This is a genomic window from Iodidimonas sp. SYSU 1G8 (assembly GCF_039655775.1).
Lineage (GTDB): Bacteria > Pseudomonadota > Alphaproteobacteria > SMXS01 > SMXS01 > RI-34.
In genome coordinates, this window is the sequence record NZ_JBBYXJ010000002.1 from 463,555 (window position 1) to 485,312 (window position 21,758).

Consider the following 21,758-nt stretch of genomic DNA (forward strand, 5'->3'; position numbering starts at 1 on the left):
CGGCAGCCGAAAGGACAACCTGGCATGGACGATATCGGACCCAAGGCGCTGACGGGCGCGGCCCTGGCCGCCGCGATGATGGTGGCCGCGCCGGGCGCGCGGGCGGAGCCGCTGCGCTACATCCCGCCGGTCAGCAATCCCCTGTTCAACGAGAGCCCGCTGATCACCACCGAGGTGCGGCCGGTCTTCATTCACCACGACATTCCGAAAGGCTTCCTGACCGGCGGCGGCAACGTGGACGTGGCGGCGGTGCAGGCGCGCGTCGCGATCACCGACAGGCTGGCGATCATCGCCACCAAGGACGGCTATGCCGACGTGCATTTCGCCGGGGTGCTGCCGGACGACAACGGGTTCGCCAACATCGCCGCCGGCTTGAAATATGCGCTGGTGCTGACCGACGACGCGGCGCTGACGGTCGGCTTGCGCTACGAGGCGCCGCTGGGCAGCCTCAAGACGGCGGGCATCAGCCTGCAGGGCCATGGCGACGGCTTCATCAACGTCTTCGCGACGGCGGTGAAGCAGTTCGACAGGCTGCAGGTGCAGGCCAGCGTCAACGCCAACATGGCGCTCGATTCCGACGCGGACAGCTCGCTGCTGGTCGGCTCGCTGCATGCCAACTACGCCGTGACCGACTGGTTCTACCCGCTGGTCGAGTTCAACGTGTTTTCGGTCATCGACCATGGCGCGCGCATGAACGTGCCGTTCGAGGGCTTCGACCTGGTCAATTTCGGCGCCACCGATGGCGGCACCGTCGCGACCGTGGCCGCCGGCGCGCGCTTCCGGATCGCCTCCAACGTGCTGCTCGGCGCCGCCTACGAGGCGCCGGTCACCAGCCGCAAGGACATCACCAGCTGGCGCGTCTACGCCGACGCCGTCATCAGCTTCTGAGGATCACGGGCATGGGTGCGGGACTCTACCATGTGGTCATGGGGTTGGTGGCGATGCTGGCGATCCTCGCCGCCGGGCTGACCCATGACCCGAATTTCGCGGTGCACGCGTGGATCGTCGCGCTCGCGGCGGGCGTCGCCATCATCGCCGGCCTTCAGATCTTCGATCCGGAAGGCAAGCCGAAGCCGGTGACGGAGAAGTACCTGGACGGGGTCGTCCGGGCCGGCGTCGTCGCCACGGTGTTCTGGGGCCTCGCCGGGTTCCTTGTCGGCCTCGTCATCGCGCTGCAGCTGACCTTCCCGCAGCTCAACCTGGATCTGGCCTATACCAGTTTCGGGCGGCTGCGGCCGCTGCATACGTCGGCGGTGGTGTTCGCCTTCGGCGGCAACGCACTGATCGCCACCAGCTTCTACGTGGTCCAGCGCACGACGGGCGCGCGGCTGGCGCTGGGCAACACGGCCTGGTTCGTGTTCTGGGGCTATCAGCTGTTCATCGTGCTGGCGGCGACCGGCTATCTGCTCGGCATCACCCAGAGCAAGGAGTACGCCGAGCCCGAATGGTACGTGGATCTGTGGCTCACCGTCGTGTGGGTGGCGTATCTGGCGGTGTTCCTCGGGACGTTGTTCAAGCGCAAGGAACCGCACATCTACGTGGCCAACTGGTTCTATCTGGCGTTCATCGTCACCATCGCCATGCTGCACGTGGTGAACAATCTGGCCATGCCGGTCTCGCTGCTGGGGGCCAAGAGCTATTCGCTGTTCTCGGGCGTGCAGGATGCGCTGACCCAGTGGTGGTACGGCCACAACGCCGTCGGCTTCTTCCTGACCGCCGGCTTCCTGGGGATGATGTACTATTTCGTGCCCAAGCAGGCGAACCGGCCGATCTATTCCTACCGGCTGTCGATCATCCATTTCTGGGCCCTGATCTTCCTCTACATCTGGGCCGGGCCGCATCATCTGCACTACACGGCGCTGCCCGACTGGGCGCAGACGCTGGGCATGGTGTTCTCGATCATGCTGTGGATGCCGAGCTGGGGCGGCATGATCAACGGCCTGATGACGCTGTCCGGCGCCTGGGACAAGCTGCGCACCGATCCGGTGCTGCGCATGATGGTCATGGCCATCGCCTTCTACGGCATGAGCACCTTCGAGGGCCCGATGATGTCCATCAAGGCCGTCAACTCGCTCAGCCACTACACCGACTGGACCATCGGCCACGTGCATTCCGGCGCGCTGGGCTGGGTCGGCATGATCAGTTTCGGCGCGATCTATTTCCTGACGCCGAAACTGTGGGGGCGTCCGGCGCTCTACAGCGCGCGGCTGGTCAACTGGCACTTCTGGCTGGCGACCATCGGCATCGTGCTTTACGCGGCGTCCATGTGGGTCAGCGGCATCATGCAGGGCCTGATGTGGCGCGCCTACGACCAGCTCGGCTTCCTGCAATACAGCTTCGCCGAGACGGTGGCCGCCATGCATCCCTTCTACCTGATCCGCGCCGCGGGCGGCGGCCTGTACCTGCTGGGCGGGTTCATCATGGCCTACAACGTGGCGCGGACGATCCAGGGCCGCAGCCGGCGCGAGGCGCCCATGGGCTTCGCCGTCCCCGCCGCGCAGGGAGCGTGACATGAAGTTCAGTCACGCCATCATCGAGAAGAACGCGACGCTGCTGCTGGTGCTCAGCTTCATCGTGGTCAGCATCGGCGGCATCGTCGAGATCGCGCCGCTGTTCTACCTGCAGAACACCATCGAGAAGGTGCAGGGCATGCGGCCCTACACGCCGCTGGAGCTGGCGGGACGCGGCATCTACATCCGCGAGGGCTGCTACACCTGCCACAGCCAGATGATCCGGCCGTTCCGTGACGAGGTCGAACGCTACGGTCATTACAGCCTTGCGGCCGAGAGCATGTACGACCATCCGTTCCAGTGGGGCTCGAAGCGGACCGGGCCGGACCTGGCGCGGGTGGGCGGCAAGTACTCCGACGAGTGGCACGTCCAGCATCTGAAGGCGCCGCGTTCGGTGGTGCCGGAATCGGTGATGCCCGGCTATGCGTTCCTGGCCGAGACGCCGCTGCGCACCGACGACATCGCCGATCATCTGCGGGCGAACCATCAGGTGGGCGTGCCCTATTCGGAGGCCATGCTGGAGAACGCGCTGGCCGATCTGGCCGCCCAGACGGAGCCGGACGGCAAGGGCGCGGACGCGTTGCGGCAACGCTATCCCGGCGCGGTCATCCGCGATTTCGACGGCGATCCCAGGCTCGTCAGCGAGATGGACGCGGTCGTCGCCTACCTCCAGATGCTCGGCACGCTGGTGGATTTCAACGCCTATGACGAAGAAGCCAACCGGCGCTAGGGGATCATCATGGATTACAACGACCTTCGCCATCTCGCCGACAGCTGGGGCCTGGTCTACTTGCTGGTCATCTTCGTCGCCGTTGTCGCCTTCGTGTTCCGGCCGGGCGCGCGGCAGGCCTATGAGCGCATTGCCCGCATCCCGCTGGACGAGGACTGAGCCATGACCGACAAGGAACGGGACGCGCTGAGCGGTGTCGAGACCACGGGGCATGAGTGGGACGGCATCAAGGAACTGAACAACCCGTTGCCGCGCTGGTGGCTGTGGACGTTCTATGCCTGCATCGTCTGGGCGCTGATCTACACGGTGTTCTATCCGGCGTGGCCGCTGATCGACGGCGCGACCAGGGGCGTGCTCGGCTTCTCAAGCCGGGCGAACCTGACCGCCTCGGTGAGCGAGGCGCGCGCGGCGCAGTCGCGGTACCTGGCGCAGATCGAGGCTTTGCCGCTGGAGCGCATCCGGCACGATCCGGCGCTGTTCGATTTCGCCGTGGCCGGCGGGCGCTCGGCCTTCGCGGTGAACTGCGTCCAGTGCCATGGCGGCGGCGGCGCGGGCGCCAAGGGCTATCCCAACCTCAATGATGACGACTGGCTGTGGGGCGGCACGCTGGAGGAGCTCCACTTCACCCTTCGGCACGGCATCCGGTCGGAGAACGATGCGCAGACCCGCATGTCGCTGATGCCGGCGTTCGGGCGCGACGGCATTCTCGACCGCAAGCAGATCGCGGACACGGCGGACTACGTCCTGTCCCTGTCCGGGCAGGACCATGATCCGTCGGCGGCGGCGCGTGGCGCGGTGGTGTTCGCCGATCAGTGCGCCGCCTGCCACGGCGCCGACGGGGGCGGCGACCGGGCGCAGGGCGCGCCTTCGCTGAAGGACGGCATCTGGCTGTATGGCGGCGACCGGGCGACGGTCATTGAAAGCATCACCAACGCCCGGCGCGGCGTGATGCCGGCCTGGGGCGGCAAGCTGGACGAGGCGACGCTGAAACAGGTGGTGATCTACGTTCATTCGCTGGGCGGCGGCGAGCCTTCGGTAGCGGCGCCCTGACATGACGACGCCGCCCGACATCGAGCGGGTCGAGGTCGCGCCGGTCAACCGGCGCGAGCCCCAGTCCCTGTTCAAGGCGCGGGAGAAGATCTTTCCCAAGCGAGCGACGGGCTTCTTCCGCACCCTGAAATGGCAGGTCATGGCCGTCACCCTGGCCATCTATTACCTGACCCCGTGGATCCGCTGGGACCGGGGGCCGGGCGCGCCGGACCAGGCGGTGCTGATCGACATGCCGGTACGGCGGTTCTACTTTTTCTTCATCGAGATCTGGCCGCAGGAGTTCTTCTATGTGGCCGGCCTGCTGATCCTCGCCGGTATCGGCCTGTTCCTGCTCACCTCGACCGTGGGCCGCGCCTGGTGCGGCTACACCTGCCCGCAGACGGTGTGGGTCGACCTGTTCCTGGTGGTCGAGCGCTGGATCGAGGGCGACCGCGGCGCGCGCATCAAGCTGGAACAGGCGCCGTGGAGCGTCTCCAAGCTGCGCAAGCGGATCGGCAAGCATACGCTGTGGATCCTGATCGGCATGGCAACCGGCGGTGCGTGGGTATTCTACTTCGCCGACGCGCCGACACTCGCCGCGCGGCTGGCCGATTTCAGCGCGCCGCCCATCGCCTGGATCACCATCGCCATCCTGACGGCGACCACCTACGTGTTCGGCGGGCTGATGCGCGAGCAGGTCTGCACCTACATGTGTCCGTGGCCGCGGATCCAGGCGGCCATGCTCGACGAGGACTCGCTGGTCGTGACCTACAATGACTGGCGCGGCGAGCCTCGCGCCCGCCACCAGAAGACCCAGCAGGCTGGCGCGGGGGATTGCATCGACTGCAACCAGTGCGTCGTGGTCTGCCCCATGGGGATCGACATCCGCGACGGCCAGCAGCTGGAATGCATCACCTGCGCCCTGTGCATCGATGCCTGCGACGCGGTCATGGACAAGGTCGGCCGGCCGCGCGGCCTGATCTCCTACGCGACCCTGAAGGACTACAACGCCAGCACGCGCGAGCGGCCGGTGCATACCACGCTGCGCTCGCTGATCCGCCCGCGCACCATCCTCTATATCGTGCTGTGGACGGCGGTGGCGGCGGGCATGCTGTATGCCCTGCTGACCCGCGACCGGCTCGACCTCAATGTCCTGCACGACCGCAACCCGGTGGCGGTCCGCCTGTCGGACGGATCGATCCGCAACGGCTATACGGTGAAGATTCTCAACATGGCGCCGGAGGGCAGAACGTTCACGCTGACGACGGATGGCGTGCTGGGCGCTTCGCTCGTGCGCGCGGGCGCCGACGATCCGCCCGCCGCGATCCTGTCGCTGCCCGTGGCGGGCGATGCGGTCCGGAGCATGAAAATCTACGTCACGGCACCCGCCGCCTCGGTGGACGAGGCGGAGACGCCGCTGCGCTTCACGCTCCGGGATACCGGCGGCGCGGAGACGGCGGTCTACGACTCCCATTTCGCCCGGCCATGAAGGAGCGCTCCATGAAGGCTGTTCCAACACCGCATTTCTTCACGGGACGTCACATGCTGGCGGTCGTGCTGGGCTTCTTCGCCGTGGTGATCGCCGTCAACCTGACCCTGGCCTTCTTCGCCACGCGCAGCTGGACCGGGCTCGTCGTCGAGAACAGCTACGTGGCCAGCCAGCATTACAACGAGGAACTGGCCCAGGCACACCGGCAGCGGGCGCTCGGCTGGCATGGCGGATTGAGCTATGAGGGCGGAAGGCTGGTCTTTCGTCTGCGCGATGCCGCCGGCGCGCCGCTCCCGGGGATGCAGGTCAGCGCCACGGTGCGGCGCCCCACTCATGAGGGCGAGGACCGGGAACTGTTCCTCTCGCCCAGCGCGGCGGGCGTCTATGCCGTCCCTGTCGCCCTCATGCCGGGGACGTGGGCGGTCGAGGTGCATGCGCTGGGCCGAGATGGCCGGCCCTACCGCCGCGACTATCGTCTCTGGGTGGCCGAGGAGACCCGGCCATGACCACGCCCGCCGATGCGCGCGTCCGTGAGAGTGGCGCCGGACTGCTCCATATGGATATGCTCGCCCCGGGCATTCATTGCGGCGGCTGCGTCAGCCGTATCGAACGGTCGTTGATGGCGCATCCGGCGGTGACCGGCGCACGGGTCAATCTAAGTACCCGGCGGATCGCGGTGGACTGGCGCCCCGGCGCCGCCACGGCCGACGACATCATCGGCATCGTGGCCGGGTTGGGCTTCGAGGCCCAGCCGATCACGGCGGAGGTGGTCGCCGATGCCGGCAAGGTCAGCGGCGGCGCGGGTCTGTTGCGGGCCATGGCCGTGGCGGGATTTGCCGCCAGCAACGTGATGTTGCTGTCCGTCTCGGTCTGGTCGGGCGCCGACGAGGCGACCCGGACCCTGTTCCACTGGATTTCGGCGCTGATCGCGCTGCCCGCCGTGACCTATGCCGGCCAGCCCTTCTTCCGCTCGGCCTACGCGGCCCTGAAGGCGCGGGCGATGAACATGGACGTGCCGATCTCGCTGGCGGTCATTCTCGCCACGGCGCTCAGCGTGGTCCAGACTGTCCGCCATGCCGAGCATGCGTTCTTCGATGCCGCGGTCATGCTGTTGTTCTTCCTGCTCGTCGGCCGCTATCTCGACCACATGATGCGCGACCGCGCGCGCTCGGCCGTGACCCAGCTCCTGTCCCTGTCCGCCAGGACGGCCACGGTCATCCGCGAGGACGGGAGCCGAGAGCACGTGTCCGTCGGCGCCATCGAGACGGGCATGCTCGTCGCCGTGCCGGCGGGCGAGCGGGTGCCGGTGGACGGTGTGATCGCCGAAGGGACGAGCGAGGTCGACCGGTCGATGGTGACCGGCGAATCCGTGCCCGAGGCGGTCGGCGCCGGCGACATGGTCCATTCGGGCACCATGAACCTGTCCGGCGCGCTCAAGGTGCGGGTCACGGCCACCGGCGAGGACACGCTTCTGGCCGACGTGGTGCGCATGATGGAAGCGGCCGAACAGGGCAAGGCGCGCTACGTCCGTCTCGCGGACAGGGTGGCGCGGCTGTATGCGCCCGCCGTGCATGTCCTGGCGGGCCTGACCTTCACGGGCTGGCTGGCGGCGACTGGCGGCGATGCGTACGCGGCGATCATGGCCGCCATCGCCGTGCTGATCATCACCTGCCCCTGCGCCCTGGCGCTGGCGGTGCCAGCGGTGCAGATCGTCGCCAGCGGCCTGTTGTTCCGGCGCGGCATATTGCTCAAGGATGGCGCGGGGCTGGAGAAGCTGGCGGCCATCGACACGGTCGTGTTCGACAAGACCGGCACGCTGACGCTGGGGCGGCCCGTCCTTGTCGAACCGGTGGCGATCAGCACCGGCATGCTCGCCATCGCCGCGGGGCTGGCGCGCGAGAGCCGCCATCCGCTGTCGCGGGCCGTCGCGCAGGCGGCGCGCGAGCGCGGCATCGCGGCCGAGGCCGTGCATGCCGTCAGGGAAGTGGCGGGAGAAGGCCTGCAAGGCACGTCGGTCGAGGGCGAACTGGTGCGCCTGGGCAGCCGTCGCTGGTGCGGCGTGCTCCAGGGCGCCGCTCCGGGGGGCGATGCCCTGGAGCTGTTTCTCAAGATCGGCATTCGCGACGCCGTGGCGCTGCGGTTCAGCGACCGGCTGCGGCCGGAGGCGGCCGAGGTGGTGGCGGGCCTGCGCCAGCGGGGCATCGACACGGAAATCCTGTCCGGCGACCGGGAAGAAGCCGTCGAGGCGGTGGCCGACGCGGTCGGCATCTTCCGGTATGAGGGCGGGCAGACGCCGCAGGCCAAGCTGGCCCACATCAACCGGCTGGCGGCCCAGGGCCGTAAGGTGCTGATGGTGGGCGACGGCATCAACGACGCGCCTGCACTCGCCGCGGGACACGCGTCGATGGCGCCCTCCTCGGCGTCGGATATCGGCCGCACGGCGGCGGACTTCGTTTTTACCAGCGAGTCTCTCACCGCGGTGCTGGACGCCGTGGACATTGCCCGTCGGACGCGGCGGATGGTCACCCAGAACTTCCTGCTCGCCATCGGGTACAACATCGTCGCCGTCCCCGTCGCCATGGCAGGCCTGGTCACCCCGCTGATCGCGGCGCTGGCCATGTCCTCATCGTCGCTGATCGTGACCGGCAACGCGCTGCGCCTGAGGTTGATGCATCTCGGCCCGGCGTCGCCGAACGCCGCCGCACAGGAGACGGACAGCGCCGATGCGGGATCGCGCCCGCTCCGGAGCGCCGCATGACCAATCTGCTGGTTCTGATACCCTGTGCCCTGTTCCTCGGCGGGCTGGGGCTGGCGGCATTCCTGTGGTCGCTGCGCGCCGGCCAGTACGATGACCTGGACGGCGCGGCGGCACGCATCCTGGACGATGAGGACGACGCTTAGTCGCCCATGGCCTCGGCCAGTTCCTCGAGGGCGTCCTCGTCGACGATCACCACGTGGTTGGCGCCTTCCAGCCGGATGACGCCGTCATTGCGCAGTCTGGTGAAGGTGCGGCTGACGGTTTCGATGGTCAGGCCCAGATAATCGGCGATGTCGATGCGGCCCATCCCCAGATCGATCTGGTTGACCGCGCCGCCGCAGCGCATGTTCTCGCGGTGCAGCCGCCACAGGAACGACGCGACCTTCTCCACCGGCGATTTGCGGCCCAGCAGCAGCATCTGCTCCTGCGCCTCGCTCAACTCGTCGGCGGCGATGTCCAGCAGACGGGATTTCAGGTTGGGAAATTCGTTCAGCAGCTCCAGCAGCTTTTCCCGCGGGAACCGGCACAGCCTGACCGGACCGATGGCCTCGGCGGAGCAGGTATAGGCGCCGTGGCTGGCAAGGCCCAGCATGTCGCCCGGAAACACGAAGCCGACGATCTGGCGGCGCCCGTTCGGCAGCAGCTTGACCAGCCGGATCATGCCTTCGGTCAGATTGTAGATGAAGCGCGGCTCGTCGCCGCCTTCGAACACCGTCTGGCCGGGTTCGTAGTCCTTCGAGACGGTGATGGCCTCGAGCCGGGCCAATTCCGTATCGTCCAGCGAGCCGCAGGCCGCGACGCTGCGGACCTGGCACTTGTCGCACAGGCCACCCCTCGGCACGAGCCGAAGAGGCGAAGGGCGGCTGGTCGAGGTCTGCACGGGTGGACTCCTATTGCTGCGACGCCGAATAGGTGCCGAAGGCCATGGCGCCCATCAGATCGCCTTCAACGCTCAGCGCGCCGCTCATGAAGGCCTGCTGACCCTGGAGCTCGCCGCTGCGCAACTTTTCGAAATTGGCCAGCGAGATCGACATGGTGGTGTCCGCCTCGCGGTCTTCGTTGGACACCGAGTTCGGGGCGGATTTGGCGTCGATGAACACGACGCCGTCGGCGCCGAAATCCAGTTTCAGGGTCCGGTCGAGACCACTGTCCTTGCCCTCGAAAAGGCCGCGCATGGCCTGCGTTGCTTCATCCAGCGTCATGGCGCCTGTCTCCTGCAGCTTCCGTGCGCCCAAGTATGGCCCCCGACACTCTCTTGGCAAAGGATTTCGGCGCAGGACCGTTCTCAGGCGCCGGTGAACCGCGGCTTGCGTTTCTCGACGAAGGAGCGCACGGCCTCGGCATGGTCCTCGCCCAGCTGGGTGGTCAGCTCGTAGCTGATCCCGGCGTCGAAGGCGGCGTGCGCCAGCTGCTTGAGGGCGATATTGGCCGAGACCTTGGTCCAGCGGATGGCCTTGGTGGCGCCATTGACCAGTTTGTGCGCCAGCTTGTCGACGGCCGCATCGAGCTCCGCTTCCGGCACGGCCTGATTGATCAGTCCCATGCGCGCGGCCTCCGGCGCCTCGATCAGGTCGCCGGTCATCAGATATTGCTTGGCGCGGGCGAAGCCGATCAGCTGCGGCCAGATCACGGCGCCGCCATCGCCGGCCACCAGGCCCGCGCGGACGTGAGGGTCGCCGATGCGGGCATGATCGGCGGCTATGATCATGTCGCAGTACAGAGCGACCGTGGCGCCCAGGCCGATGGCGTCGCCGTTCATGCGGCAGATCACCGGCTTCTCGCAGTCCAGCAGGTTGAAGACGACGCGCTTGGCTTCGTAGCTGGACAGGCTGCCGACGGTCCGAGTCTCGAGGCCTTCAAGCAGCCAGGGATAATCGCCGCCGGCCGAAAAGGCGCGGCCGGCGCCGGTAAGCACGACCACGTCCGTGTCGTCGTCATACATGACGTCGTCCCAGATGTGCGCGAGCTCGTAATGCAGCCGGGCATTCACCGCGTTCAGCACGTCGGGCCGGTTCAGGGTGACCCGCAGCACGCGACCGTCCCGCGCGATCTCCATATGCTCGTAGGCGGTGTAGTCCATCCCATGCCCCTTGAGTTCCCGAACCACTGTCCCACGGTCAGTGTCCGCCGGTTTGAGTCGCCTGTCATGCAGTGTTGGGGTAAAACAGATAAAAGTCATCCTTGCCTAAAGAAATCCGCGCCGCCCTGTTGCGGCCGCTGAATGAACGTGACAAATTTTCAGGCGCCCGCGAATTGGCTAGACTCGGCGGGGCGTTTGACCAAGATATTCGAAATATGGAACGCGTTCAGCCTGAAGCGGCGGACGTGGCGAGCCGGGAAACGAGGAGAAGACCGCCATGAACATCGAAGATCCCAAGACGCTGAAGCCAGGCGAGGCGCGCTCGGAAGCGATTTCCGTGCAGGAGCTGCTGGATCGCGAACGGGTCGCCGTGCCGCCGGTGCTGCGCAAGAACTTCAACGTTCACATGGGCTCCGACCGGCTGCCGACCACGCGCTGGACCAGCCCGGAATTCGCCCGGCAGGAAATGGACAAGATGTGGTCCAAGGTCTGGCAGTTCGCCTGCCGCGAGGAACACATCCCGGACGTGGGCGACTACATCACCTATGAGATCGGCGAGTACTCGTTCCTGGTGGTGCGCACGGCGGAAGAGACCATCAAGGCCTATTACAATGCCTGCCTGCATCGCGGCAACCAGCTTAAGCCGGAAGGCACCCAGGGCAACGCCTCGGAGCTGCGCTGCACGTTCCATGGCTTCACCTGGACCATCGATGGCGAACTGGCCGACATTCCTTGCCGCTGGGACTTCCCGCATGTGGAGGACGCCGAATACAAATTGCCGCAGGTGAAGGTCGGCACGTGGGGCGGCTTCGTCTTCATCAACATGGATGACGACGCCGAGAGCCTGGAATCCTATCTGGGCGACCTGATCCCCGAGTTCGACCGCTGGGACTTCAAGAACAAGTACATCATGAACCACATCGCCAAGCGCGTGGACATGAACTGGAAGGTCGGCATCGAGGCCTTCGCCGAGAGCTACCACGTGGTCGCGACCCATCCGCAGATCATGCCGTCCACCGCCGACGCCAATACCCAGTACGACGTGGATCCGGACCGCAACTACAACCGCATGATCACGGCGATGGGCGTGCCCAGCCCGCACATCACCGGCGTGACCGAACAGGCCATCGTCGAGGCGATGACGCCGCGTTCGTACCGCATGGGCGTGAACATGGACGACTTCAAGGTGCCGGAGGGCGTGACCGCGCGCGAATTCGTCGCCGAGATGCGCCGCAAGTCGGTGGGCGCCATGTACAATCACGACTATTCGTCGGCCACGGACAGCGAGATGCTGGACGCCATCCAGTACTGGGTGTTCCCGAACTTCTTCCCCTGGGGCGGCTTCGGCACCAACATCGTCTACCGCTTCCGTCCCGATGGGTTGAACCCCAACTCGGCGTTGATGGAGGTGTTCATCCTCAGCGATTACGACCTCACCAAGCCGCGCCCCGATCCGGCGCCCATGCGCCTTCTGGGCGAGGACCAGGAATGGATCGTCGCCGAGGACGAGATCGGCGGCCTAGCCGGCGTGTTCCAGCAGGACATGGTCAACATGCCGCAGGTCCAGAAGGGCATGAAGTCGCTGAAGCGCGGCGTCACCCTGGCCAACTACCAGGAAAGCCGGCTGCGCCACCTGCACTGGAAGATCGACGAATACATCAACGCCGAATAGGCGGCGACCGAACCCCGGCCCAGCGCCGGGGTTTTTCGTTTTTTGCCCAACCCCGGCCCAGCGCCGGGGTTTTTCGTTTTTGCCCAACCCCGGCCCCGCGCCGGGGTTTTTCGTTCAGGTGAGTGCGGTAGCGCATCGCGTCCGCCGCCGCTAAGGTGCCTGCTCCCGCCCGACAGGAGCACGCCGTTTTGGATATCGCACCCCCGACACAGCCCGCGCCGTCGCACACGCAGGGCCGCTGGACCATCGTCGGCCTGCTGCTGGTGGTGCAGATCTTCGCCAACATCGACCGTCAGGTACTCAACGTGCTGGTCGAGCCCGTGCAGGCCGAGTTCGGCCTGTCCAACACGGTGATGGGCCTGCTGACGGGCGCGGCCTTCTCGGTCTTCTACGCCGTGCTGGGCGTGCCGCTCGCCATGCTGGCGGACCGCGCCAACCGCCGGAACATGATCGCCGCCGCCATCGCGGTCTGGAGCGCCATGACCGTGCTGTGCGGCATGGCCCAGAGCGCGGCGCATCTGATCCTGGCCCGGATCGGCGTCGCGGTCGGCGAGGCGGGCGCGGGGCCGGCGTCCCATTCCATCGTCTCGGATCTGTTCGCGCCCAAGGAGCGGGCGACGCCCATGGCCGTGCTGGCCATGGGACCGAATTTCGGCATCCTGTTCGGCTTCATCCTGGGCGGCCTGATCAGCGCGGCGTTCGGCTGGCGCGCGGCTTTCATCGCGGTGGGCGTTCCCGGGCTGCTGGTGGCGCTGATCGTCGTGCTGGGCATGCGCGAGCCCAAGCGCGGCATGGCCGACGACATCCTGGTCGACACGGACGCGCCGTCGCTGGGCCTGGGCGACCTGATGCGCACCATCGCCGCCAAGCCGTCGCTGTTGTTCATCATCATGGGCTTCTCGTGCGCCGGCATGTTCGGCTATGGCACCATTGCCTGGATCACGCCGTTCTTTCACCGTTCCTACGGCCTGTCGGAAGGCGAGATCGGGCCGCTGATCGGCCTGATCGTCGGCATCGCCGGCGCGGTCGGCACTTTCGCCGGGGGCTTCCTGGCCGACCGGCTCGGCAGGCGCGACGTGCGCTGGCGGCTGTGGATCATCTGTATCGTCGGGCTTGGCTCGGTGCCGCTCGCGGTGGCTGCCTATCTGGCGCAGAATCAGTGGCTGACGCTGGCGCTGATGGTTCTCCCCGCGTCCATCGCCGTGTTTCACGCGGGACCCAGCTTCGCGCTGCTGCAGGGGCTGGTCCATGTCCGGCTACGGGCAGTGGGGGCCGCGTTCCTGCTGTTCTGCCTCAATGTGGTCGGCGGCGGCCTCGGGCCGCTCTATGTAGGGATCATGACCGATCTGCTCGAGCCCAGCCTGGGGCTGGAGGCGCTGCGCTACGCGCTGCTCAGCCTCGCGGTGCCCATGCTGTTCAGCGGCCTGTTCTATTTCCTCGCGACCCGCACGCTGGTGCGCGACCTCGCCGCGCCGCATCCCGAGACGTAGACGTCAGATCTGCTGCGGCGCCGACGGCCGCGCCGAGGGCATGGAGAAGACTGGCGATTCGATGTTGAGGCCATGCAGCCGCAACTGCCCGTCCTCGCGCCGCAGGGTCATTTTCAGCAGGGCCGGTCCCCGTTCGAAGCGCGCGGCGACCTCGACGCTGATCTGGGTGCCCTGGCCGGTCGAGCTGGACCAGCCCACCGTCCTCGGCGGCTCGAAGCTGGCGAGGTCGCCCAGTCTGGAGAAGACCGTCATCATCCGTGCCTGGCCGGGCTCCGCCAATGTGCGGTTGAACGCCTCGGTGCCGTAGGGCGCCAGTGCCTCGCCGCGCCATTCGGCGATGACGGGCATGATGTCGACGACGAAATTCTCCACATCCTCGCTGGAAGGGCCGATCACGCCGCACGCCGTGACGAACAGGATCATGGCGGCGGCGAGGAGCGATCTCGCGAGGGACGGTGCGAAAGAGGGTGTGATGGCGCGACCTGCGGCTTGGCTGGGTGAGACGCCAGTGTCGGCGGCGGCGCCGTGGAAGGCAAGCCCAACCCCGGGTGTAAAATTCAAGCTTCGCCGCTGAATTATTTGTCGCGGGAAAATCGGGCGGTCTATAGTGCGGGTCTCAACGGAGGAATTGCCCCATGGCCGAGAATTACGACGACGTCACCCAGTACACGCTCGACCCGGAACGGGAACAGGAGTTGCTGGAAACCCAGCATGAATGCACCTTCATCTGGGCCAACAAGGAAGGCCATCCGATCGGCGTCATCATGGCCTATGTGCCGAAGGACGGAAAAATCTGGCTGACCGCCGCGCGCCACCGCGCCCGCGTCCCGGCAATCCGGCGCGATGCGCGTTCATCCGTGGTCATCACGTCCGTCGGCACCCGGATGGGCGGCGGCAAGACCATCACCTACAAGGGCACGACCATCGTCCATGACGACAATCCGGAGGTGAAGGCCTGGTTCTACCCCAAGCTGGCCGCCGCCATGGCCGCGCCGGCCGATGCCGCCAACGCGGGTGATTTCAACCGGGGCCTGGTGCCCGACCTGTTCGTGAAGTTCCTCGACACGCCCGAGCGCGTGATCCTGGAATTCACGCCCGAGATGAGCATTCCCTTCGACGGCGACAAGATGGCCAAGGGCACGGCCAAGGCTTATGCCGAGTTCGCCGCCCAGCACGCCAAGGGCTGAGCCCTAGGCGAGCCGCTCGATCAGGGCCATGGCGGCCGCCGGGTTGGCGACCTTGTGGCCGCTGATGACATAGAGATAGACATCGCGCGCCGCCGGCGGCCTGGCTTCCGGCGGCGCGACGCTCTCCAGGTCGGCGGGCGTGCCGCCCGCGGCATAGGTGCGCGCCCGTTCGGCCCAGGCGTCGAGGGCCTGCTTCGAATATCCCGCCGCCTCGCCTTCCGCCGTGCCCATGATCCGGGCATAGACGAAGGGCGCGGTCGGGTCGGCGATCTGGGGATATCTGGAATCGCCGGCCATGACGATGGCGATGCCGGCCGCGCGGGCCATGTCGATGAACTCCGGCGTGCGAAAGCTGTCGTGGCGGACTTCCAGCGCATGGCGCAGCGGTCTTCCATCCAGCGCGTCCGGCAACAGGGCGATGAAGGCGGCCATGTCCTCGGGATCGAATTTCTTGGTCGGCGGCAGCTGCCAGTTGATGGCGCCGAGCGTCTCGCCGAGCGGGGCGACGCTGGCGAGGAACCGCTCGATGGACTCGCCGGCCTCGGCCAGGACGCGGCGGTTGGTGGCGAAGCGCGGTCCCTTCAGCGAAAACACGAACCCGTCGGGCGCCTCGTCGCGCCATTTGGCGAAGGTCTCGGGCTTCTGCGCGCCGTAGAAGGTGCCGTTGACCTCGATGGACGTCAGCTTGCGGCTGGCATATTCCAACTCGCGCTTTTGGGTCAGGTCGTCCGGATAGAACACGCCGCGCCAGGGCGCGAACGTCCAGCCGCCGATACCGATCCGGATCGAGGACGTCGTCTTGGGCATGATCGGCTCCATGGTCTCGGCAGTGATTGCGCTTACGGGAATCTCGGCGCGGGCAGACCGGATTGCAACCGGCATGTCGGACAGCGGCCGGCCAGCCGCGGCGGGCCAGATTTGTCTTGCCGCCCCACGCCGGGTCGGCGGAAGCTTCTAGTTCCCCAACGCTGAAGGAGGACAGCATGCCCCGGTTGAGACAGGTGCCGCGCGCCGAGGCGGCGCCCGAGGTGCTGAAATATTACGACGCGCTGTTTCCTGGCCGGGATCCCGTCACCGAGCCCGGCACCGCGACGGGGACGCCCGGCAACTGGTGGACCGTCTTCGCGCTGCGGCCCTATATCTTCAGCCATGCGACGGCGCATTTCGGGATGTTCGGCATGTTCGCCAACGCCTCGGTCAGCCAGCTCGATCCGGCGATTCGCGAAATCGCCATCCTGCGCGCGGGCTATGTGGCCGGCAGCCAGTTCGTCTTCTCGCAGCACTGCAAGGCGGGACGCAAGAACGGCCTGGCCGAAGAGAAGATCGCCGCCATTCCTCATTGGGCCGTGGCCGATGTCTGGACGCCCCTGGAACGGGCCGTGCTGGCCTGGACCGATGGCCTGATCCAGGATCGGGGCCGGGTCGCCGACGGCGTGTTCGAGGCGCTGAGCGCGCTGATGTCGGACGAGGACATTCTGGAACTGACCTATCACGTCTGCGGCTACAACACCCATGCCGTGATGTGCCGGGCCCTGCGCCTCGAATATGACGACGTGCCCGAGCGGATCGAGGAAGTTCCCATGCCGGACGGGCCGGGCGTGCAGGACTGGGCGGGCCGCGCATGGTCCAAGCCGGCGTGAAGGCGGTCCTGCAATACCGGGCGAGCGCGGGGTTTCGCGCCCAGCTGGAGGCGGCGCGCCCGTCCTGGCTCTCGCTCGCCATCGTCGAGGAGACGGACCGGGACGGCTTCGCGCGGGAGATGCGGGACGCGGAGGTGCTTTTGCATGTGCTGGAGCCGGTCACCGGGACGGTCATGGCGTCGGCGCCGCGGCTGCGGCTGATCCAGAAAATCGGCGTCGGCGTCAACACCATCGACGTGGACACCGCCAAGGCCCGCGGGATCGCCGTGTGCAACATGCCCGGCAGCAACAGCCAGGCGGTGGCGGAAGCGACCCTGCTGCTGATGCTGGCGACCCTGCGGCGCCTGACGGTGCTGGATGCCATGACCCGCGCGGGCGCGGGCTGGCAGCTGCCGATGGACAGTTTCGACGGAATGGGCGAGATCGGCGGCCGCACGGTGGGCCTGGTCGGTTATGGCGACGTGCCCCGGCGCCTGGCGCCGGCGCTGCGCGCGCTGGGCGCCGACATCGTCTATACGGCCCGTTCGGAAAAGCCGGACGCGGTGGGCCGCTGGCGCTCGCTGGACGCGCTGCTGTCGATGTCGGACATCGTCTCGCTGCATGTGCCGCTGACTCCCGAAACCGCCGGGCTGCTGTCGCCGGCGCGACTCGCCGCGATGAAGCCGGGAGCGGTCCTGGTCAACACGGCGCGCGGCGGGCTCGTCGACGAGCCCGCGCTGGTCGAGGCGCTGCGCGGCGGACACCTGCGCGGGGCGGGACTCGACGTCTTCGCGGCGGAGCCGACCGGCGCCGGAAACCCGCTGTTCGGGATGGACAACGTGGTCGTCGCGCCTCACGTGGCCTGGCTGACGCCGGAGACGCTGGCCCGCAGCATTCATGTCGCCATGGACAATTGCGCCCGGCTGCGGTCAGGCGAGGCGCTGGTGCACCGGGTCGCCTGACGTCACGGCCCCATGTTCAGCGGGCCGTAGTCCGGCAGCCCGTCATCCTGTGGCTCGGTCTGCGGTGTCTCCGGGAGCTTGAGGCGCTTGCCGTCGCGCCATTCCCAGGGCGTGATGTGCTCGCTGGACCACAGACCTTCATTGTTCACCCGCGCCGCGTCTTCGGCGGCGGCGTAGTCGCCGCCGGTCGCGCGGTCGGCGAAGGCCCAGCCGCTCCCGACCATCCATGCGGCCAGATCCTCGCCATTCAGGTCGCAGACGGCCAGGATGTAGCCACTCACGTTGCGGATGGTCTGGCACCGCACCGGCTGGCCGCCGATGAAGGAGGACAGCGAATTGCGTGATTCTTCCCCGCATGGCCAGGGCCGGTTGCCGTTCAGGCAGATCTGGTCGGGCTCGAGGGCATCGATCCCGAACAGTTTCACCATCTGCCCCTGCATTTCCAGGGTTTCGCCGTCGATCACGTTCACGGGACTGGTCGTGTCGGCCATCGCCAGCGATGGAACAACGGCGAGGCCGCAGGTCACAATTGCGTGTTTGAAAAGTGTCCGGATAGCCATGCGACGGCGCAACCCCCTGGCCTGTATGTACGATCGCACAAGATATAGATCATTCGCCGGTCATTGGCGACACAGGCAGGGACCACGGGCTTTAGCGGTGCATATGCTCCGCGTAGCACGCTTCGGGCACCGGTAAGACTCCGTAACTATCCTTGCCGCGCCTTGCCGCGTCCGTGGTACTATCGGGTGCGGAGCCATGGCGGCGGACAAAAACTCAAGTGATAATCCCGCGTTAGGTGGCCGCCAGAGCCAGCTGTCCCGAAAAATTCCGTTGCCGCTCAAGGCCCGCGATGGTATGGCTTCTGGCAGGTAACCGAAGCCTTTGTGGGTTTGGAGGGGGTATTATGAAGAGTGCCAACAAGTTGATGGCGGCTGCCGTCTGCTCGGCAGTCAGTGTCGTCATGGGCGCGTCGGCCGCGCTCGGCAATGGCTTCCTCGAGAATCGTCCGTGGCAGTTTGACACCGCCAACGACAAGATCGCCAAGGCGTCCATCGCCGATCTTCGCGAGAAGAAGAAGGGCGGGTATTACGACGGTTTCGACACGACCATCAACAACAGCTATGCCACCAACATCGCGGGCGATCAGATCAACTGTAATCTAACGGCGTCCGCGATCGGCAATACGGCGTCCAACGGCGTCACCAGCAACGCATCGTCGCCCACCGTGGATACGCCCGGTTCGATCGGCGCGGATGCGACCGGTAATATCAGCACCACCTCGACGAACGGCACCAAGCCGACCAACGGGGCGAACAGCTCGGCGACGAGCAGTTCGACGGGCCAGTCGTCGGCCGTGGGACAGGCGGGTCAGCTGAGCAACACCTCGCAGGGCAATACGGGAAGCCCGCAGACCGCGAGCGTGGATAATTCGACGATTTCGAGCAGTGTCGACAACATGAACACGTCCGGGGGGACTTCGGAAGTCGCGCTCAACTCGAATATGGGCAATGAAGACAGCCCGCAGACCGCCAGCGTGGCGGACAGCCAGGCATGTGGGTTTAGTGAGTCGGCGTCCGCGCCGCTCAACTAGACGCGAAGTCGGTGGCCGGGAGCTTGACTTCCGGCGCCGTGGGGCAGGAGGGGGAATACCGTGATCGTTAGCTGGTCTAAGAAGATCGTCACATGTGGTGCCATCGTGGCGCTGACTGCCTGTACGGCGTCGGTTGACCACTACAAGCGGCACTCCGATGAGGCGCCAACCGTGCAGGGTCCGCCCGTCACCGATAATACGACGCCGCTCGAAGGCTCTTATCAGTGCATGGCCGAGAAGATCCGCGAGACAGGCCGGAACAAGATCCGTGTCGCTGTCGGCAACATCAAGGATTACACGGGCAAGTTCAGCGAATCGGAAGGCGGTAACCCGATCACCCAGGGCGGCGCCCTGATGGTGATGTCGGCGCTCGGCAAGCTGGGCGACGCGGTGCGCCTGCAGGAACGCTTCGACACCCAGGTGACGGAACTGGAATTGCGCTACCTGGACCGGCGCTATCTGGGCGACGGTTCGGTGCATGAAGTCCGCGGCAAGACCGGCGGTTCGCAGAAGGTTCCGTGGAAGCCCTATTACGGCGGCACGGTCATCGAATCCGACTACTTCATCGTCGGCGGCATCACCGAGCTGAACTACAACGTGCATTCCGGCGGTCTCGAAGTCGTCGTCGACGGCATCGGGGGCAAGGGCCGCGTCTTCACCGTCAACGTGGCCGTCGATCTGCGTATCGTCGATACCTCGTCGCTGGAAGTGCTCAAGACGGTCAGCCTGCAGAAGCAGATCACCGGCTATGAAGTCGGCGTGAACGTGTTCGAGTTCTTCAAGAACACGCTGGTCGACGTGAGCGGTGGCCTGAAGAGCCAGGAGCCCCTGCAGCTCGGCGTGCGCACCACGCTCGAACTCGGCGTTCTGGAACTGATCGGTTCGGTCGCCGGCGTCGACGAAAAGCCGCTGGTCAATTTCGACGGCGTCAACCCGTGCCCGACCGTGGGCGGCGTACCCGCCGCCGTCGTGCCGACGCCGGTCGCCGAGGTTCCGCCTCCGGTCGAGGCGCCGGCCCCGGCTCAGTCGAGCAATTTCACGGTCTACTTCGCCACCGGCAGCGCCGAGCTGACGCCCGAAGCGCTCAAGACCATCAAGGATGCCGCCGCCGCCGCCAAGGCCGGTCAGGCCGCCAACCTGCTGCTCGAAGGCCATACGGACACCCAGGGTGGCGAGCTTTACAACCTGGATCTCTCGCGCCGCCGTGCCGTGGTGGTTCAGGGCGCGCTTGTCCAGGAAGGCATCGTGAAGAACCGCATCTCGCTGGTGTGGTATGGCGAGAGCCAGCCGGCGGTGAAGACGGCCGATGGTGTGGCCGAGCCGCTGAATCGCCGCGTCGTCATCCAGATCCTGGAAGATACCGCGCTGTTGAAGTAGGTCCCGATACGAACCACAGGAGGTTGCTGTGACACTGACGTGGTTCGGTACGGGTTTGTTGATTGCCGGGGTGTCCGCGTTGGTCTCAGCGCCTGTCGCGGCCCAGCCACTCAACATTGCCTCGCCCCAGGAAGCAGCGCCGGTCGATGCCGGCCTGCCCCTGGGCGGTGAGGAAGAGACGGATCAGTCTCCTTCATTCGTGACCAGGCCTCCTGCGTCCGCCTCCCAGACACCTGCTCCGGGTACATACGGCGTGGAGTGGGCGGATCATGTCTCGCCCTCGTTCCGGCGCTGGGTTCAGGGCGGCGATGTGGTTGCCGCCCCGCCCGCCGATCCGGCGATTCGCAACCGGCCGGACGCGGAGCAGACGGCCAGCGATCTGAATACGGTCGAGAACGCTCGGGAAAGAGTAAAGACCGCTTCGGCGGGCGTCCCCGCCTCGGCCGCCGCAACGCGGTTTCTCAAGAGGATCAGCCGCTCGCATGCCCGCGCGATCGTGGGACCCGAGGGCGCCCTGATGGGCGCGGAACTGGCGGACGGTATCCAGATGACGCCGCTCACCCGCAGCCGCAGCAAGGGGACCCTGTTCGACCGGTCGTTGCCCGACGCCGGTGCGCCGCCCAAATTGGCCCAGGCGCCGTTACCCGGCCCGGGACCGTTGCAGGACATGCCGGCGCCGGAGACCTATGACGGCGCGCCCCTGTTCGGCATGGAGGGCGATCAGCCGCGGGAAAAAGGGTATACGCTCGCGGTCCGCGATGGCGCGGTCATCGGCATGGAACTGGGCGATCACGTCAGCGTGGTCCATGTCTCCCGTTTCGCCAAGGGCGAGGCGCCGGACTCGGGCGAGGTGGCCATCTATCCCCGGTCGCGCTACCGGCCCTTCGGTCCGATCAATTCCTTCGAACATCTGGATCCGTTTCTCGCGATCAATGTGGAGCCGCTCCAGACCGCGGCCGATCCCAGCGATCCCGCCCCTGTCGCGCGCAGCGCCTACGCCATCGGGTTCTGGGACCTGCCAGGCGACGTGCCCATGCCGCTGTCCGACAAATCCATGTACGAATTCCGCGACCGTCTGATCGCCGATCAGCGTGATCCGCGCAATTGTTGCGGTCCGACGCGGATCACGGTGATGCACAATCCGCTCGCCATCGCCATCCTGCCGAACTCGTTCAATTCCATGCCGGGCCAGACGGCGCAGGTCGTGCCGCTAGCGCCGGGCATGCCGGCCTGGTAATCGGGCGCGGCCGGGCCTGACGCGCCC

Annotated in this window: 23 protein-coding genes; 17 read left to right on the forward strand and 6 right to left on the reverse strand. The window is 66.7% G+C overall.

The genetic code is table 11. The features are described from left to right. Positions 1–24: 24 nt before the first annotated feature. From WJU17_RS13325 to ccoS, 9 genes are read left to right on the forward strand one after another with little or no spacing between them, the layout of a single operon-like run. The gene (locus tag WJU17_RS13325; RefSeq protein WP_346327886.1) at positions 25–888 is read left to right on the forward strand and encodes a hypothetical protein; all 864 of its coding nucleotides are present in this window, start codon (positions 25–27) and stop codon (positions 886–888) included. Positions 889–899: 11 nt separating this feature from the next. Continuing rightward, positions 900–2,510 (forward strand): cytochrome-c oxidase, cbb3-type subunit I, encoded by a 1,611-nt coding sequence (gene ccoN, locus WJU17_RS13330; RefSeq protein ID WP_346327887.1) that lies wholly within the window; start codon positions 900–902, stop codon positions 2,508–2,510. Between the two features lies 1 nt (position 2,511). Beyond that, the gene (gene ccoO / locus WJU17_RS13335) at positions 2,512–3,240 is read left to right on the forward strand and encodes a cytochrome-c oxidase, cbb3-type subunit II (protein ID WP_346327888.1); all 729 of its coding nucleotides are present in this window, start codon (positions 2,512–2,514) and stop codon (positions 3,238–3,240) included. Between the two features lie 9 nt (positions 3,241–3,249). Then, complete coding sequence (locus WJU17_RS13340; RefSeq protein WP_346327889.1) at positions 3,250–3,399, forward strand: cbb3-type cytochrome c oxidase subunit 3; 150 nt, start codon at positions 3,250–3,252, stop codon at positions 3,397–3,399. 3 nt (positions 3,400–3,402) lie between these two features. Continuing rightward, complete coding sequence (ccoP, locus tag WJU17_RS13345; protein ID WP_346327890.1) at positions 3,403–4,290, forward strand: cytochrome-c oxidase, cbb3-type subunit III; 888 nt, start codon at positions 3,403–3,405, stop codon at positions 4,288–4,290. Position 4,291: 1 nt separating this feature from the next. Next, entirely contained in the window at positions 4,292–5,758 is a 1,467-nt protein-coding gene (ccoG, locus tag WJU17_RS13350) for a cytochrome c oxidase accessory protein CcoG (RefSeq protein WP_346327891.1), read from the forward strand. Between the two features lie 11 nt (positions 5,759–5,769). Then, positions 5,770–6,264: a FixH family protein gene (locus WJU17_RS13355; RefSeq protein WP_346327892.1), complete on the forward strand. Its 495-nt coding sequence runs from the start codon at positions 5,770–5,772 to the stop codon at positions 6,262–6,264. Then, a complete protein-coding gene (locus WJU17_RS13360) occupies positions 6,261–8,516 on the forward strand; it encodes a heavy metal translocating P-type ATPase (RefSeq protein WP_346327893.1) in 2,256 nt (751 codons plus the stop codon). The genes WJU17_RS13355 and WJU17_RS13360 overlap by 4 nt, the downstream gene beginning before the upstream one ends. Further along, a complete protein-coding gene (gene ccoS, locus WJU17_RS13365) occupies positions 8,513–8,659 on the forward strand; it encodes a cbb3-type cytochrome oxidase assembly protein CcoS (RefSeq protein ID WP_346327894.1) in 147 nt (48 codons plus the stop codon). Before WJU17_RS13360 ends, ccoS begins: the two co-directional genes overlap by 4 nt. Here the strand turns inward: ccoS and WJU17_RS13370 are convergent. The 3 genes from WJU17_RS13370 to WJU17_RS13380 form a co-directional block, all read right to left on the reverse strand. Next, on the reverse strand, positions 8,656–9,396 hold the full coding sequence (locus tag WJU17_RS13370) for a cyclic nucleotide-binding domain-containing protein (protein ID WP_346327895.1): 741 nt from the start codon (positions 9,394–9,396) through the stop codon (positions 8,656–8,658). The two genes, ccoS and WJU17_RS13370, sit on opposite strands and share 4 nt — an antisense overlap. Before the next feature lie 10 nt (positions 9,397–9,406). Continuing rightward, positions 9,407–9,718 carry an SCP2 sterol-binding domain-containing protein gene (locus WJU17_RS13375; protein WP_346327896.1) on the reverse strand — a complete coding sequence of 104 codons (312 nt, stop codon included), beginning with the start codon at positions 9,716–9,718 and terminating at the stop codon, positions 9,407–9,409. 83 nt (positions 9,719–9,801) lie between these two features. Then, positions 9,802–10,596, reverse strand: a complete 795-nt coding sequence (locus WJU17_RS13380) for an enoyl-CoA hydratase-related protein (protein ID WP_346327897.1) — start codon at positions 10,594–10,596, stop codon at positions 9,802–9,804. Positions 10,597–10,873: 277 nt separating this feature from the next. Here WJU17_RS13380 and WJU17_RS13385 point away from each other — a divergent pair, with 277 nt between their 5' ends. Both WJU17_RS13385 and WJU17_RS13390 read left to right on the forward strand, forming a co-directional pair. Further along, complete coding sequence (locus WJU17_RS13385) at positions 10,874–12,268, forward strand: aromatic ring-hydroxylating dioxygenase subunit alpha (protein WP_346327898.1); 1,395 nt, start codon at positions 10,874–10,876, stop codon at positions 12,266–12,268. Positions 12,269–12,456: 188 nt separating this feature from the next. Continuing rightward, positions 12,457–13,758 (forward strand): MFS transporter, encoded by a 1,302-nt coding sequence (locus WJU17_RS13390; RefSeq protein WP_346327899.1) that lies wholly within the window; start codon positions 12,457–12,459, stop codon positions 13,756–13,758. Positions 13,759–13,761: 3 nt separating this feature from the next. On the opposite strand, the gene WJU17_RS13395 is transcribed toward WJU17_RS13390, so the two are convergent. Next, on the reverse strand, positions 13,762–14,181 hold the full coding sequence (locus WJU17_RS13395; RefSeq protein ID WP_346327900.1) for a hypothetical protein: 420 nt from the start codon (positions 14,179–14,181) through the stop codon (positions 13,762–13,764). 212 nt (positions 14,182–14,393) lie between these two features. Between WJU17_RS13395 and WJU17_RS13400 the strand changes: the two genes are divergently transcribed. Continuing rightward, a complete protein-coding gene (locus tag WJU17_RS13400; protein WP_346327901.1) occupies positions 14,394–14,945 on the forward strand; it encodes a hypothetical protein in 552 nt (183 codons plus the stop codon). 3 nt (positions 14,946–14,948) lie between these two features. Here the strand turns inward: WJU17_RS13400 and WJU17_RS13405 are convergent, their stop codons facing one another. After that, entirely contained in the window at positions 14,949–15,752 is an 804-nt protein-coding gene (locus WJU17_RS13405; RefSeq protein ID WP_346327902.1) for a DUF72 domain-containing protein, read from the reverse strand. A gap of 176 nt (positions 15,753–15,928) precedes the next feature. Here WJU17_RS13405 and WJU17_RS13410 point away from each other — a divergent pair, with 176 nt between their 5' ends. Further along, on the forward strand, positions 15,929–16,585 hold the full coding sequence (locus WJU17_RS13410) for a carboxymuconolactone decarboxylase family protein (RefSeq protein ID WP_346327903.1): 657 nt from the start codon (positions 15,929–15,931) through the stop codon (positions 16,583–16,585). Next, the gene (locus WJU17_RS13415; RefSeq protein WP_346327904.1) at positions 16,567–17,526 is read left to right on the forward strand and encodes a 2-hydroxyacid dehydrogenase; all 960 of its coding nucleotides are present in this window, start codon (positions 16,567–16,569) and stop codon (positions 17,524–17,526) included. The genes WJU17_RS13410 and WJU17_RS13415 overlap by 19 nt, the downstream gene beginning before the upstream one ends. Before the next feature lie 2 nt (positions 17,527–17,528). On the opposite strand, the gene WJU17_RS13420 is transcribed toward WJU17_RS13415, so the two are convergent. Further along, positions 17,529–18,086 carry a thermonuclease family protein gene (locus WJU17_RS13420; protein ID WP_346327905.1) on the reverse strand — a complete coding sequence of 186 codons (558 nt, stop codon included), beginning with the start codon at positions 18,084–18,086 and terminating at the stop codon, positions 17,529–17,531. A 344-nt stretch (positions 18,087–18,430) separates the two neighbouring features. Here WJU17_RS13420 and WJU17_RS13425 point away from each other — a divergent pair, with 344 nt between their 5' ends. From WJU17_RS13425 to WJU17_RS13435, 3 genes are all read left to right on the forward strand, one after another. Then, positions 18,431–19,117 carry a hypothetical protein gene (locus WJU17_RS13425; RefSeq protein WP_346327906.1) on the forward strand — a complete coding sequence of 229 codons (687 nt, stop codon included), beginning with the start codon at positions 18,431–18,433 and terminating at the stop codon, positions 19,115–19,117. A gap of 60 nt (positions 19,118–19,177) precedes the next feature. Further along, complete coding sequence (locus WJU17_RS13430) at positions 19,178–20,494, forward strand: OmpA family protein (RefSeq protein ID WP_346327907.1); 1,317 nt, start codon at positions 19,178–19,180, stop codon at positions 20,492–20,494. A gap of 253 nt (positions 20,495–20,747) precedes the next feature. Continuing rightward, positions 20,748–21,731 (forward strand): hypothetical protein, encoded by a 984-nt coding sequence (locus tag WJU17_RS13435; RefSeq protein ID WP_346327908.1) that lies wholly within the window; start codon positions 20,748–20,750, stop codon positions 21,729–21,731. Positions 21,732–21,758: the final 27 nt, after the last annotated feature.

Coding starts and splice junctions, on each gene's coding strand:
- WJU17_RS13420 (WP_346327905.1), bottom strand. CDS start 18,086: ATGGCTATCCGGACACTTTTCAAACACGCAATTGTGACCTGCGGCCTC.
- WJU17_RS13340 (WP_346327889.1), top strand. CDS start 3,250: ATGGATTACAACGACCTTCGCCATCTCGCCGACAGCTGGGGCCTGGTC.
- ccoO (WP_346327888.1), top strand. CDS start 2,512: ATGAAGTTCAGTCACGCCATCATCGAGAAGAACGCGACGCTGCTGCTG.
- ccoS (WP_346327894.1), top strand. CDS start 8,513: ATGACCAATCTGCTGGTTCTGATACCCTGTGCCCTGTTCCTCGGCGGG.
- WJU17_RS13410 (WP_346327903.1), top strand. CDS start 15,929: ATGCCCCGGTTGAGACAGGTGCCGCGCGCCGAGGCGGCGCCCGAGGTG.
- WJU17_RS13380 (WP_346327897.1), bottom strand. CDS start 10,596: ATGGACTACACCGCCTACGAGCATATGGAGATCGCGCGGGACGGTCGC.
- WJU17_RS13400 (WP_346327901.1), top strand. CDS start 14,394: ATGGCCGAGAATTACGACGACGTCACCCAGTACACGCTCGACCCGGAA.
- ccoN (WP_346327887.1), top strand. CDS start 900: ATGGGTGCGGGACTCTACCATGTGGTCATGGGGTTGGTGGCGATGCTG.
- WJU17_RS13405 (WP_346327902.1), bottom strand. CDS start 15,752: ATGCCCAAGACGACGTCCTCGATCCGGATCGGTATCGGCGGCTGGACG.
- WJU17_RS13385 (WP_346327898.1), top strand. CDS start 10,874: ATGAACATCGAAGATCCCAAGACGCTGAAGCCAGGCGAGGCGCGCTCG.
- ccoG (WP_346327891.1), top strand. CDS start 4,292: ATGACGACGCCGCCCGACATCGAGCGGGTCGAGGTCGCGCCGGTCAAC.
- WJU17_RS13395 (WP_346327900.1), bottom strand. CDS start 14,181: ATGATCCTGTTCGTCACGGCGTGCGGCGTGATCGGCCCTTCCAGCGAG.
- WJU17_RS13355 (WP_346327892.1), top strand. CDS start 5,770: ATGAAGGCTGTTCCAACACCGCATTTCTTCACGGGACGTCACATGCTG.
- ccoP (WP_346327890.1), top strand. CDS start 3,403: ATGACCGACAAGGAACGGGACGCGCTGAGCGGTGTCGAGACCACGGGG.
- WJU17_RS13425 (WP_346327906.1), top strand. CDS start 18,431: ATGAAGAGTGCCAACAAGTTGATGGCGGCTGCCGTCTGCTCGGCAGTC.
- WJU17_RS13415 (WP_346327904.1), top strand. CDS start 16,567: ATGGTCCAAGCCGGCGTGAAGGCGGTCCTGCAATACCGGGCGAGCGCG.
- WJU17_RS13375 (WP_346327896.1), bottom strand. CDS start 9,718: ATGACGCTGGATGAAGCAACGCAGGCCATGCGCGGCCTTTTCGAGGGC.
- WJU17_RS13360 (WP_346327893.1), top strand. CDS start 6,261: ATGACCACGCCCGCCGATGCGCGCGTCCGTGAGAGTGGCGCCGGACTG.
- WJU17_RS13325 (WP_346327886.1), top strand. CDS start 25: ATGGACGATATCGGACCCAAGGCGCTGACGGGCGCGGCCCTGGCCGCC.